This is a genomic window from Streptomyces sp. NPDC003016 (assembly GCF_053591455.1).
Genome location: NZ_JBSFTV010000033.1, coordinates 1 through 13643 on the forward strand (window position 1 = coordinate 1; position 13643 = coordinate 13643).

5 protein-coding genes, 1 tRNA gene and 1 rRNA gene are annotated in these 13643 nt (G+C 69.2%); 6 read left to right on the plus strand and 1 reads right to left on the minus strand.

The genetic code is table 11. From position 1 onward, the window contains the following. From rrf to ACWDZ4_RS25795, 3 genes are all read left to right on the plus strand, one after another. Positions 1 to 92, plus strand: a 5S ribosomal RNA gene (gene rrf, locus ACWDZ4_RS25785); the annotation flags it as partial. Positions 93 to 148: 56 nt separating this feature from the next. Continuing rightward, the gene (locus ACWDZ4_RS25790; protein WP_451510765.1) at positions 149 to 874 is read left to right on the plus strand and encodes a DegT/DnrJ/EryC1/StrS family aminotransferase; all 726 of its coding nucleotides are present in this window, start codon (positions 149 to 151) and stop codon (positions 872 to 874) included. Between the two features lie 173 nt (positions 875 to 1047). Next, positions 1048 to 1120: transfer RNA gene (locus ACWDZ4_RS25795), tRNA-Thr, on the plus strand. 57 nt (positions 1121 to 1177) lie between these two features. Here ACWDZ4_RS25795 and ACWDZ4_RS25800 read toward each other — a convergent pair. Next, entirely contained in the window at positions 1178 to 3844 is a 2667-nt protein-coding gene (locus tag ACWDZ4_RS25800) for a SpoIIE family protein phosphatase (protein ID WP_451510766.1), read from the minus strand. Between the two features lie 265 nt (positions 3845 to 4109). Here ACWDZ4_RS25800 and ACWDZ4_RS25805 point away from each other — a divergent pair, with 265 nt between their 5' ends. The 3 genes from ACWDZ4_RS25805 to ACWDZ4_RS25815 all read left to right on the plus strand — a co-directional run bounded on the left by ACWDZ4_RS25805 (position 4110) and on the right by ACWDZ4_RS25815 (position 13471). After that, positions 4110 to 9617, plus strand: a complete 5508-nt coding sequence (locus ACWDZ4_RS25805; protein ID WP_451510767.1) for a HAMP domain-containing protein — start codon at positions 4110 to 4112, stop codon at positions 9615 to 9617. A 244-nt stretch (positions 9618 to 9861) separates the two neighbouring features. Further along, positions 9862 to 10548, plus strand: a complete 687-nt coding sequence (locus tag ACWDZ4_RS25810) for a response regulator (RefSeq protein ID WP_451510768.1) — start codon at positions 9862 to 9864, stop codon at positions 10546 to 10548. Between the two features lie 121 nt (positions 10549 to 10669). After that, positions 10670 to 13471 carry a DNA translocase FtsK gene (locus ACWDZ4_RS25815; protein WP_451510769.1) on the plus strand — a complete coding sequence of 934 codons (2802 nt, stop codon included), beginning with the start codon at positions 10670 to 10672 and terminating at the stop codon, positions 13469 to 13471. Positions 13472 to 13643 lie beyond the last annotated feature (172 nt).

Genomic DNA, 13643 nt, shown 5'->3' on the forward strand with positions numbered 1-13643 from the left:
CGCCCGGTTACATTCCGAACCCGGAAGCTAAGCCTTTCAGCGCCGATGGTACTGCAGGGGGGACCCTGTGGGAGAGTAGGACACCGCCGAACAATTATTCAACGCTGGTCCCTGAACTTCGGTTCAGGGACCAGCGTTTTTTTATGCCTTGTTACTTGGTGTTCATGTTGTAGGACGAACATCCCCAGACATGGGGACGATCCGAATGCTGAAGTCCGCGGGTGTCGGTGCCGGCGACGAGGTCATCGTGTCGGCGTACGGGAACGTCGAGGTGGCCGAGGCTGTGCTGGCTGTTGGTGCCCGGCCCGTTTTCGCTGACATTGACGAGGCGACGTACTGCCTTGATCCGGAGGCTGCTGAGGCTTCCCTGACGTCACGTACGGCCGCCATTGTTGCCGTACCGCGATTCGGATACCTGGCCGGAGTGCGGCCGTTGCAGGAGCTCGGGCGTCGGCGGGGGCTCCTTGTGGTGGAGCACAGTGAGGGGGACGGCCGACCTGATCGGAGTGCGCTGGCTCAACGACAGGTGCAGGCGGCTTACTTGGACCGGCGGCTCACCGGGGTGCGGACGCCGGGAGCGTGTGCGGGGCATACGTATCATGAGTACGTCGTCCGGGTTCCCGGGAACGGGCGGCCCGACCGTGACGCCTTCGCCCGCGCTGTGCGGCGCAGGGGGGTGGAGTGTCAGGTGCCCGTGAAGACGCCCGTACACCGACTGCATGCCTTCCGACAGGAGGTCTGTCTGCCCGAGACCGAGCGTGCCGCCGACGAGACGCTCGCACTGCCCGTCGGCGGGCCGCTGTCGCGCAGGGATCTCCAGCGCGTCGTTGCTGCCTGCAACGCGCTCGGCGGGCTTCTTCAGCCGGCCTTCTAGGATCTTTGTTTGGGGTGCTATTGGGGGGTGGGCGAAGAACTTCACCACCAGGACGGTCGCGTTGACGCGGACTTCCGGCCCGGCCGTGTCCGCCGCCCTGCCCGGAGAAGTGGTGTGTTCGGAGCACCTTCGGATTCGGGTATGCTTTACCCCGTTGCCGCAGCGCAGCGCAGGCCCCAATAGCTCAGTCGGTAGAGCGTCTCCATGGTAAGGAGAAGGTCTACGGTTCGATTCCGTATTGGGGCTCAACACACGAAAGGCCCCCGCCGGTTGGCGGGGGCCTTTCGTGTACTCCCGTACTTGCTACAGGGGGGTGTGCGGCATCGGGACGCGCATGGCGAGGATGGCCATGTCGTCGGAGGCCGGTTCCGCGGCGAAGCGCTCCACGGCGCGCAGGATGCGGGAGGCGACCGCGCCGGCCGTCAGGCCCGTACAGGTGGCCAGGACCTCGGCCAGACCGTCGTCGCCGAGCATGCGGGTGCCTTCGCGGCGCTCGGTGACGCCGTCGGTGACGCACAGGAGTACGTCACCGGGGTCGAGGGTGACCATCTCCTCGTACAGTTCCAGGTCCTCCATGACACCGAGGAGCGGCTGGGGTTCGGCGGCCGGCTCGACCGTGCCGTCCGGGCGCAGGCGCAGGGGGAGGGGGTGGCCCGCGCAGACGACCTTGAGGACGGCGCTGCCGTCCTCCTGGGGCCACAGCTCGCCGTACAGGAGCGTCAGGAAGCGGCTGCGGGCGCCCTCGTCGAGGATCGCCGCGTTGAGGCGTTCCAGGACGGCGGGGCCTCCGAAGCCTTCTCGGGCGAGGAGGCGCAGGGCGTGACGGGCGAGGCCGGTGACGGCGGCGGCCTCGGGGCCGGTGCCGCAGACGTCGCCGATGGCGAAACCGTACGCGCCGTCGCGGATCGGGAAGAGGTCGTAGAAGTCGCCGCCGACTTCGTTGCCCTCGCCCGCGGCGCGGTAGATGACCTCCACCTCGACGTTCGGGACGTCCGGGAGCTCCGGGGGGAGCAGGCTGCGCTGGAGGGACTGGCTGATGGCCATGCGCTCGGAGTACAGCCGTGCGTTGTCGAGGGCGAGCGCGGCACGGCGGGAGAGGTCCTCGGCGAGTTCGAGGATCTCCTGGCGGAAGTGGTCGTCGGTGGGCTTGCCGAGGGTCAGCATGCCGATGACGCGGTTGCGGGCCACCAGGGGGAGTACGACCGTCTCGCCGCCGACCGCTGCCGCCGTGGCGAGTGTGGTGCCGATGCCCGAGCCCAGGTGCGGGGTGGAGCCGAGGCCGAGGCTGCGCATCGACGTACGGAGTGCTGCCTGGTGGGCGGCTTCGCCGGGGGCCGCCCAGATGCGGGCGCCGGGGGTCGGGACCGGCTCCGGAGGAGCGATCTTGGAGAGCAGGGCCTTGAGACTGTCGATGCGCTCCTCGTCCTCGTGGAGTACGAACGAGAGGTACGGCTCGGAGGACTGGTCGGCGATGGTGTAGACGGCGCACCAGGTGGCGAGGGTGGGGACCGTCATCTGTGCCATCAGGGCGAGGGTCTGGTCGCGGTCGAGCGTGCCGGCGAGGAGGTCGGAGGCTTCGACGAGGAAGGAGAGCGATCCCCGGCGGAGGCGTTCCAGCTCGCCGAGGCGGGCCGACTCGACGGCCAGCGCGATGCGGTCGGCGGCGAACTGGAGGCGCAGGGCGTCTTCGTTCGAGTAGCGGCCGGGGGCTTCGGCGGCGACGCCGAGTGAGCCCGTGAGGCGGCCCTCGACCTTGAGGGGGACAGTGACGACCGAGCGCATGCCGGTGCCGTTGAGGAGCGGGACGGCCCCCGGGACGGCCGTGAGGTCCTCGTGGACGGCGGGCATGCGGGCGGAGCCGTAGCGGCTGGTGCCGGCCTCCACGGGGACGCGGGCGAAGCGCTGGCGGGCGGAGGGCAGGCCGGTGGTGGCCCGTACCTCCAGCTCGGTCTCGTCGTCGGTGGCGAGGAGCAGGAAGGCGGAGTCGGCGTCCAGCATGTCCCGGGAGCGCTCGACGGTGCGCTGGAGGAGCCCGTCGAGGTCGTCGGGGGCGGGAGAGCCGATGAAGACCTCGAAGGGGTCCGCCGTGCGGCCCTCGGAGAGGGGGCCGCCGATGCTGTCGGAGGGGGCGCGCTGAGGGGACTGGATCACCGCGCGCTCGAAGTCGCGTACCAGGAGGCAGACGGTGGAGGGCTCGCCTGACGTGTCCCGTACGCGGAGGTGGGAGGCGTAGACGGCGAGGGTGCGGCCGTCGGCGCAGCGGACGCCGTAGCTGCCTTCCCAGCGGGAGAGCTGGAGGGCGTCCGCGATGCCGGTGGCCATGCCGGGGCTGTGCGGCCAGGCGGCGAAGTCGGTGAGCTGCTTGCCGGTGACCTGCTCGGCGGCGTATCCGAAGAGCTCTTCCGCGTCCTCGTTCCAGGCGCTGATCGCGCCGGAGCGGTCGATCTGGACGACGGCTACGCGGATGCGGCCGTCGGCGACCGGGAGGAGCTCGACGGGGAGGACGGGGCCGGCGGAGCGGATGCCCACCGGGCGCTGGGGGAGGTCGAGTTGGAACCAGACGTGTTTGTGGGTGGGCGCGTATTCGACGCCCCAGCGGGCGGCGAGGGCGGCGCACAACAGCAGGCCGCGGCCGCCTTCGCGGTCGGGGCTGCCGAAGGACTGGGCCGTGCCCTGGAGCGGGATCTCGCGCTCGGGGTAGCGGTCGCCGACTTCGACGCGGACGCCGTCGTCCGTACGCAGACAGAGCACGTCGGCGGTGGTGCCGGCGTGCACCACCGCGTTCGTGACGAGCTCGCTGGTGAGGACGACGGCGTCGTCCACGATGTCGGCATAGCCCCAACCCTGGAGTGTGTCCCTGACAAAAGCGCGGGCGGTCGCGACGGACCGTCCCACGGGGTCGAAGCTGGCAGCCGCCCGCGCGGTGATCACAGAACTCCTCGTACGCGTCTCGACGCCCGGCTCTGCCATGATCGGCCCGCCCCTCCGGTGCCCGGTGGTGGATCTCGCGTCACCGCCCCCGCCGGGCGGACCGGGGCGGCTGGTCAGCCGGAAACCAGGTTACTTACCTTCGCTGCCCGTGCGGATGCCGGTCACCAGTGTTTCCGCCCCGGGAGTGCGGGGAGGGGTGTGCGAAGCTGCCGAACTGTTATGGCCTGGTTCGGCCAGGGTGAAACACTGGGAGTGTTTCGGGCACAGCCCGGTGAGTACGGTCGATCCCTGCGGGAGGGACACGGTGGAGTCTGGCGCAGCCGCGCGGAGCACCAGCACGCGCGCAAAAGGCGGACGGTCCCGGAACAACGGGACAACCGAAGTGGACACGGCGGCCTTGAACAGGCTGCTGCAGGCCCTTGTGACGATGCGGGACGGCAATTTCCGTAAACGCCTGACGGTGTCGGGCGACGGGGTGATGGCCGAGATCGCCGCTGTCTTCAACGAGGTGGCCGACCGGAATCTGCATCTGACCGGTGAGATCGCCCGGGTGCGGCGCATGGTCGGACGCGAGGGGAAACTGGCCGAGAGGCTGGAGACGGGCGCCTGTGAGGGCTCCTGGGCGACCGCGATCGACGCGTCGAACGCCCTGGTGGACGATCTCGCGCGGCCTGTCTCCGAGGTCGGGCGGGTGCTGTCCGCGGTGGCGGACGGTGATCTCGATCAGCGGATGGAACTGCGGACGCAGGGGGGCGACGGCGCGGAGGGCGCGGGGCATCCGCTGCGCGGTGAGTTCCTGAAGGTCGGGCGTACGGTCAACAACCTGGTCGACCAGCTGTCGGCGTTCACGGACGAGGTGACGCGAGTCGCCCTCGAGGTGGGCACCGAGGGCAAACTGGGCGGTCAGGCTCAGGTGCGCGGTATGTCCGGTTCGTGGAAGGACCTCACGGATTCGGTCAACACCATGGCGTACCGGCTCACGGCCCAGGTGCGTGACATTGCTCTCGTCACGACGGCGGTCGCCAAGGGTGATCTGTCACGCAAGGTCACCGTGCATGTGGCCGGCGAGATGCTTCAGCTGAAGAAGACCGTCAACACGATGGTCGACCAGCTGTCGTCGTTCTCCTCCGAGGTGACTCGCGTCGCGCGTGAGGTGGGTACGGAGGGCGAGCTGGGCGGTCAGGCCCAGGTGCCCGGTGTCGCGGGTGTGTGGAAGGACCTGACGGACTCCGTCAACCTGATGGCGGGGAACCTGACCGCGCAGGTGCGGGGGATCGCCGAGGTGACCACGGCGGTCGCCAATGGTGATCTGTCGCGCAAGGTCACGGTGAGCGCGCGGGGCGAGGTCGCCCAGCTGGCCGAGACGATCAACCAGATGACCGAGACGCTCCGTACGTTCGCGGACGAGGTCACGCGGGTGGCGAGCGAGGTCGGCGGCGAGGGTCTGCTGGGCGGGCAGGCGCAGGTGCCGGGAGCGGCGGGGACCTGGAAGGACCTGACCGACTCCGTCAACACGGTCTTCCGGAATCTCACGACGCAGGTGCGGGACATCGCGCAGGTCACGACGGCGGTGGCCAACGGTGACATGACACAGAAGGTCACGGTCGACGTCGCCGGCGAGATGCTGGAGCTGAAGAACACCGTCAACACCATGGTGGACCAGCTCCAGTCCTTCGGTTCCGAAGTGACGCGGGTGGCGCGAGAGGTCGGCGTCGAGGGTCTGCTGGGCGGTCAGGCGCAGGTGCCGGGCGCGGCGGGGACCTGGAAGGACCTGACCGACTCCGTCAACACGGCATTCCGGAACCTGACCGGGCAGGTGCGCAACATCGCGCAGGTGACCACGGCGGTGGCCAATGGCGATCTGTCGCAGAAGGTCACGGTGGACGTCTCCGGCGAGATGCTGGAGCTGAAGAACACCGTGAACACGATGGTGGACCAGTTGTCGTCGTTCGCCGACCAGGTGACGCGGATGGCGCGTGACGTGGGTACGGAGGGACGTCTCGGCGGCCAGGCGCGGGTGGACGGCGTCAGCGGTACGTGGAAGGAACTGACCGACTCCGTCAACTTCATGGCGGGCAACCTGACGTCTCAGGTACGGCAGATCGCCCAGGTGACGACGGCGGTGGCGCGCGGTGACCTGTCGCAGAAGATCGACGTGGACGCGCGCGGCGAGATCCTGGAGCTGAAGAACACCATCAACACGATGGTCGACCAGCTGTCGTCGTTCGCCGAGCAGGTGACCCGGGTGGCCCGCGAGGTGGGTACGGACGGCCGGCTGGGCGGCCAGGCGCAGGTGCCGGGCGTGGCCGGCGTGTGGCGCGATCTGACGGACTCCGTGAACGGCATGGCCGGGAACCTCACCGCTCAGGTCCGCAACATCGCGCAGGTCGCGACGGCGGTGGCGCGCGGTGACCTGTCGCAGAAGATCGACGTGGACGCGCGCGGCGAGATCCTGGAGCTGAAGAACACCCTCAACACGATGGTGGACCAGCTGTCGAACTTCGCCGAGCAGGTGACCCGGGTGGCCCGCGAGGTGGGCACCGAGGGCATCCTGGGCGGCCAGGCGGAGGTCCAGGGTGTCAGCGGTACGTGGAAGGACCTCACCCAGTCCGTCAACTTCATGGCGAACAACCTGACTTCACAGGTGCGCAACATCGCCGAGGTGACGACGGCGGTCGCCAAGGGCGACCTGTCGAAGAAGATCACCGTCGATGCCAAGGGCGAGATCCTGGAACTGGTGACGACCGTCAACACGATGGTGGACCAGCTGTCGTCGTTCGCCGACGAGGTGACGAGGGTCGCCCGTGAGGTGGGTACCGAGGGCATCCTCGGCGGCCAGGCCAGGGTGCGCGGGGTCACCGGCATCTGGAAGGACCTCAGCGACAACGTCAACCTGATGGCCAACAATCTGACGTCGCAGGTGCGGAACATCTCGCAGGTCTCGGCGGCGGTCGCCAACGGCGATCTGACGAAGAAGGTGACGGTCGAGGCGCGCGGCGAGGTCGCGCAGCTCGCCGACACCGTCAACACCATGGTGACGACGCTGTCGTCGTTCGCCGACGAGGTCACGCGCGTGGCCCGCGAGGTGGGTACGGAAGGAGAGCTGGGCGGCCAGGCGCGCGTCCCGGGCGTCTCCGGTACGTGGAAGGACCTCACCGAGTCCGTGAACTCGATGGCGTCGAACCTGACCGGACAGGTCCGCCAGATCGCCATGGTCACCACCGCCATCGCCAAGGGTGACCTGACCAAGAAGATCGACATCGACGCGCGGGGCGAGATCCTGGAGCTCAAGACCACGATCAACACGATGGTGGACCAGCTGTCGTCGTTCGCCGACCAGGTGACGCGGGTCGCCCGTGAGGTGGGTACGGACGGCCAGCTGGGCGGCCAGGCGCGCGTACGTGACGTGGACGGCACCTGGCGCGACCTGACCGAGTCCGTGAACGAGATGGCCGGGAACCTGACCCGGCAGGTACGCGCCATCGCGGCGGTGGCCACCGCGGTGACCCGCGGCGACCTCAACCTCAAGATCGATGTCGATGCGCGCGGCGAGATCCAGGTCCTCCAGGACAACATCAACACGATGATCGCCAACCTGCGCGACACCACCCTCGCCAACAAGGAGCAGGACTGGCTCAAGGGCAACCTGGCCCGCATCTCGGGTCTGATGCAGGGCCGCCGTGATCTCGACGACGTGGCCTCGCTGATCATGAGCGAGCTCACGCCGGTGGTCTCGGCGCAGCACGGCGCGTTCTTCCTGGCCCTGTCGACGCGCGGCACGGCCGAGGTGGGAGCGGACGAGGACAGCCCGTACGAGCTGCGCATGCGCGGCAGCTACGGCTACTCGGCGGGCTCCATGCCGACGTCCTTCAAGCCCGGTGAGACGCTCATCGGCACGGCGGCGGAGGAGAAGCGCACCATCCTGGTGGACAACGTGCCGCCGGGTTATCTCAAGATCTCCTCCGGTCTCGGCGAGGCGCCGCCCGCGCATGTGATCGTGCTGCCGGTGCTGTTCGAGGGGAAGGTCCTCGGCGTGATCGAGCTGGCGTCCTTCCAGCCCTTCACCCAGATCCAGAAGGACTTCCTCAACCAGATCGCCGAGATGATCGCGACGAGCGTCAACACCATCAGCGTCAATACGAAGACCGAGGTGCTGCTGGAGCAGTCGCAGGAGCTGACCGAGCAACTGCGGGAGCGTTCGGCGGAGTTGGAGAACCGGCAGAAGGCCCTTCAGGAGTCCAACGCCGAACTGGAGGAGAAGGCCGAGCTGCTGGCCCGGCAGAACCGCGACATCGAGGTGAAGAACACCGAGATCGAAGAGGCCCGCCAGGTCCTGGAGGAGCGCGCCGAGCAGCTCGCGGTCTCGATGCGCTACAAGTCCGAGTTCCTGGCGAACATGTCGCACGAGCTGCGTACGCCGCTCAACTCCCTGCTCATCCTGGCGAAGCTGCTCGCGGACAACGCGGAGGGCAACCTCTCCCCGAAGCAGGTGGAGTTCGCCGAGACGATCCACGGCGCCGGCTCCGACCTGCTCCAGCTGATCAACGACATCCTCGACCTGTCGAAGGTCGAGGCGGGCAAGATGGACGTCAGCCCGACCCGGATCGCGCTGGTCCAGCTCGTCGACTACGTGGAGGCGACCTTCAGGCCGCTCACCGCCGAGAAGGGCCTCGACTTCTCGGTACGGGTGTCCCCGGAGCTGCCCGCGACGCTGCACACGGACGAGCAGCGGCTGCTGCAGGTGCTGCGCAACCTCCTGTCCAACGCGGTGAAGTTCACCGACACGGGGGCCGTCGAGCTCGTCATCCGGCCGGCCAACGCCGACGTACCGGACGCCATCCGTGAGCAGCTGCTGGAGGCCGGCTCGCTGCGCGACGCGGACGCCGATCTCATCGCCTTCTCGGTCACCGACACCGGCATCGGGATCGCGGCCAGCAAGATGCGGGTGATCTTCGAGGCGTTCAAGCAGGCGGACGGGACCACCAGCAGGAAGTACGGAGGCACGGGTCTCGGCCTGTCCATCAGCCGGGAGATCGCCAGGCTGCTGGGCGGCGAGATCCACGCGGCGAGCGAGCCGGGCCGGGGCTCGACGTTCACGCTCTACCTGCCGCTGCACCCGAGCGAACTGCCGCCGCAGGGCTACCCGCAGCTCACGCCCGGCGGCATGGAGCCGCTGCGCGGCGCCGCCGCGGTGGCCGATGCCGAACTGCCGGCCGACACGGGCCCCGCCCGGCTGCCCTCCGCCCCGCAGACCGGTCCCGCCGGGCTGTTCCGGCGCCGCCGCAAGGCGATGGGCGCCGCCGAGCAGCGGTCCGCGCTGCCGGGGCAGTCCGGTCAGCCCGCGGCCGCGGTGCAGGCACAGGCGGCCCCCCAGGAGCCGCGGCCCGAGAGCGGGCAGGAGGCGGCGGCGCCCGAGCCGCGTCGCGGCATCATGTTCGACAACGAGAAGGTGCTGATCGTCGACGACGACATCCGCAATGTCTTCGCGCTCACGAGCGTGTTGGAGCAGCACGGGCTCTCCGTGCTGTACGCGGAGAACGGCCGGGAGGGCATCGAAGTCATGGAGCAGCACGACGACGTGACGCTCGTGCTGATGGACATCATGATGCCGGAGATGGACGGCTACGCGACGACGACGGCGATCCGCAGGATGCCGCAGTTCGCCGGACTGCCGATCATCGCGCTGACGGCGAAGGCGATGAAGGGCGACCGGGAGAAGGCCATCGAGTCCGGCGCTTCCGACTACGTTACGAAGCCGGTCGATCCCGATCATCTGCTCTCGGTGATGGAGCAGTGGATGCGTGGAGAGTGATCGTAAGCTGTATGAAACCCGACGGGTTGTTGACTGGCTGTGGCCGAAGGCGTGTGAGCCGACGGTATACGGGGAACCTTCTGGTCTCCCACCGCGTTTCTGCTACGTGCACAGTGACATCGCGGTGACAGGGTGTGGCGACAGGCGGGGTGCGGCTACCATGACCGGCACAAGGACGGGCGACGCAAGAGAGTCGTTCCCTGGGGCGGCGCCCGGTGCACTGCCGGGGCGAGGAGGGCGGGCCATGGTGCAGAAGGCCAAGATCCTCCTGGTCGATGACCGGCCGGAGAATCTGTTGGCGCTGGAGGCCATCCTCTCTGCGCTGGATCAGACACTGGTACGGGCATCGTCAGGGGAGGAAGCGCTCAAAGCGCTGCTGACGGACGACTTCGCGGTCATCCTGCTGGACGTCCAGATGCCGGGCATGGACGGTTTCGAGACCGCCGCGCACATCAAGCGGCGAGAACGGACCCGGGACATCCCGATCATCTTCCTCACCGCCATCAACCACGGCCCGCACCACACCTTCCGGGGTTATGCGGCGGGCGCTGTGGACTACATCTCCAAGCCGTTCGACCCGTGGGTGCTGCGCGCCAAGGTCTCGGTCTTCGTCGAGCTGTACATGAAGAACTGCCAGCTGCGTGAGCAGGCCGCGCTGCTGCGCCTCCAGCTGGAGGGCGGCGGCCAGGCGGGCGGGATGGGCGACACGAGGGAGCCGGCCGGCCTCCTCGCCGAGCTCTCGGCGCGCCTCGCGGCGGTCGAGGAACAGGCAGAGGCGCTCTCCAAGCAGCTCGACGACGAGTCCTCGGACGCCGCGGCCGTCGCCACGGCGGCTCATCTGGAGCGCAAGCTCACCGGCCTGCGCCGGGCGCTCGACGCGCTCGAACCGGGCACCAACGGCGCTGCGCCCCCCTTCCCTTCGCAGAACTGAGACCGGGCGCGGCGGAGCCGCGTGAGGTGTCGTCAGTTTCCGGCCCCTCGCTCCACGACACGAACGGGTGAAGCGGTGGGCACACGTGTCCGTCGCGGCCCGCACCGGTAACCTCACCACCATGGCCTCACGTACGTCCGGCAAGGGTTCCCAGGGCACGGCGGGCACCGCGAAGCCGCGCGCCGGCCGTACCCCCGGCGTCGCGAAGAAAGTGGCGCCCGTGAAGAAGACCGCTGCGAAGAAGTCCCCACCGGTCAAAAAGGTGCCCGTGAAGAAGGCGCCCGCGAAGAAGGCGGCGGCCAGACCCGCCCCCAAGGCGGCGCCGTCTCCCACCGCGGGCGTGTACCGGCTCGTCCGCGCCCTCTGGCTGGGGACGGCGCACGGCGTGGGCGCGATGTTCCGCGGAATAGGGCGTGGCGCGCAGGGGCTCGACCCGGCGCACCGCAAGGACGGCGTGGCCCTGCTCCTGCTCGCACTCGCGCTGGTCGTCGCCGCCGGCACCTGGGCACAGCTGCACGGCCCGGTCGGCGACCTCGTCGAGATGCTGGTGACCGGTGCCTTCGGGCGGCTCGACCTGCTGGTGCCGATACTGCTGGGCGCCATCGCCGTACGGCTGATCCTGCATCCGGAGAAGCCCGAGGCCAACGGCCGGATCGTGATCGGGCTCTCCGCCCTCGTCATCGGCGTTCTCGGGCAGGTCCACGTCGCCTGCGGGTCGCCCGCACGCGACGACGGCATCGAGGCGCTGAGGGCCGCCGGCGGTCTGATCGGCTGGGCCGCTTCCGCGCCGCTGGTCTTCACCATGGGCAGCGTCCTCGCCGTACCTCTTCTTCTGCTGCTCACGGTCTTCGGGCTGCTGGTCGTCACCGCCACTCCGGTCAACGCCATCCCGCAGCGGCTGCGGCAGCTCGGCATCATGCTGGGGATCCTCCCGATGCCGCCGGAGGAGTTCGAGGACGACGAGCGGTACGACGAGCAGTGGCGCCAGGCGCTCCCCGCCGGCGCGCGCCGCTCGGCCGGGCGCCGGGGCGAAGCGCCCGCGGCCTACGACGCGGACCTCGCCGAGGAGGAGGCGCTCACGCGACGCCGGCCCCGCAGGCCCTCTGCCACACCCTCCGCGCAGCCCGCGTCCGCGCGTTCCATGGACGCCGTGGACGTGGCCGCGGCCGCCGCTGCCGCGCTGGACGGCGCCGTACTGAACGGACTGCCGCCCTCGGCGCTCGTGGCGGACCTGACGCAGGGCGTCTCCACCGAGCGCTCCGCCGCCGTTCCGCCCGCGCGTGCGGGGACCGGGAGGGCGGAGCGCGCGAAGGCTTCCGGAGCGGGGCCCGCGTCCGGTTCCGGTTCCGCGTCCGGCTCAGGGGGGAAGGTGGCGGACCTGACCAAGGCACCCCCCGCGGAGCCCCAGTCGCTGCCGCCCCGCGCCGAGCAGCTCCGGCTCGCCGGCGACATCACCTACTCCCTGCCCTCGCTGGACCTGCTGGAGCGCGGTGGCCCCGGCAAGACGCGCAGCGCCGCCAACGACGCCGTCGTGGCCTCACTGACGAACGTCTTCACGGAGTTCAAGGTCGACGCGGCCGTCACCGGCTTCACCCGGGGGCCGACGGTCACGCGGTACGAGGTGGAGCTGGGGCCGGCCGTGAAGGTCGAGCGGATCACGGCGCTCGCCAAGAACATCGCGTACGCCGTCGCCAGTCCGGACGTACGCATCATCAGCCCGATCCCCGGCAAGTCCGCCGTCGGCATCGAGATCCCGAACAGCGACCGTGAGATGGTCAAGCTGGGCGACGTGCTGCGGCTCGCGGACGCCGCCGAGGACGACCATCCGATGCTCGTCGCGCTCGGCAAGAACGTCGAGGGCGGCTACGAGATGGCCAACCTCGCGAAGATGCCGCACGTCCTGGTCGCGGGCGCCACCGGGTCCGGAAAGTCCTCCTGCATCAACTGCCTGATCACCTCGGTCATGGTGCGGGCGACCCCCGAGGACGTACGGATGGTGCTGGTCGACCCGAAGCGGGTCGAGCTGACGGCGTACGAGGGCATCCCGCACCTGATCACGCCGATCATCACCAACCCCAAGCGGGCCGCCGAGGCGCTCCAGTGGGTCGTACGGGAAATGGACCTGCGCTACGACGACCTGGCGGCGTACGGCTACCGGCACATCGACGACTTCAACCAGGCGGTGCGCAGCGGGAAGGCGAAGCCGCCGGAGGGCAGTGAGCGGGAGCTGACGCCGTACCCGTACCTGCTCGTGATCGTCGACGAGCTCGCGGACCTGATGATGGTCGCGCCGCGTGACGTCGAGGACTCCATCGTCCGCATCACCCAGTTGGCCCGCGCCGCGGGTATCCACCTGGTACTCGCCACCCAGCGTCCTTCCGTGGACGTCGTCACCGGCCTGATCAAGGCGAACGTGCCTTCGCGGCTGGCCTTCGCGACGTCCTCGCTCGCGGACAGCCGGGTCATCCTCGACCAGCCGGGCGCCGAGAAGCTGATCGGCAAGGGCGACGGCCTCTTCCTGCCGATGGGCGCCAACAAACCCACCCGTATGCAGGGCGCTTTCGTGACGGAGGACGAGGTCGCGGCGATCGTCCAGCACTGCAAGGACCAGATGGCGCCGGTCTTCAGGGACGACGTCGTGGTCGGGACGGCGAAGAAGAAGGACATCGACGAGGACATCGGCGATGACCTGGACCTTCTGTGCCAGGCGGCCGAGCTGGTGGTGTCCACGCAGTTCGGCTCGACCTCGATGCTCCAGCGGAAACTGCGTGTCGGTTTCGCGAAGGCGGGCAGGCTCATGGACCTGATGGAGTCCCGGAACATCGTCGGGCCCAGCGAAGGTTCCAAGGCACGCGATGTACTGGTGAAGCCGGATGAACTGGACGGGGTGCTCGCGGTGATCCGAGGGGACGCTCACCCGTAAGAGGGCGGTGAGCAACCGTTTCTGTTGTTCATACGTCCAGTTGATGGGAGGGAGGGGCAAATGGTGTCACCATCGGGCTGTCAGACGGTTCTGATGGCGTACAAAGTCCGCCCTCCCAGTTGCCCCGGGCTTTCGTACCCCCCCTAGACTGAACAGCCAGCAGGTGGCTCAC

Bases quoted from the DNA above. Each gene is read 5' to 3' on its own strand.
- ACWDZ4_RS25815 (WP_451510769.1), top strand. From the start codon at position 10,670: ATGGCCTCACGTACGTCCGGCAAGGGTTCCCAGGGCACGGCGGGCACC.
- ACWDZ4_RS25810 (WP_451510768.1), top strand. From the start codon at position 9,862: ATGGTGCAGAAGGCCAAGATCCTCCTGGTCGATGACCGGCCGGAGAAT.
- ACWDZ4_RS25800 (WP_451510766.1), bottom strand. From the start codon at position 3,844: ATGGCAGAGCCGGGCGTCGAGACGCGTACGAGGAGTTCTGTGATCACC.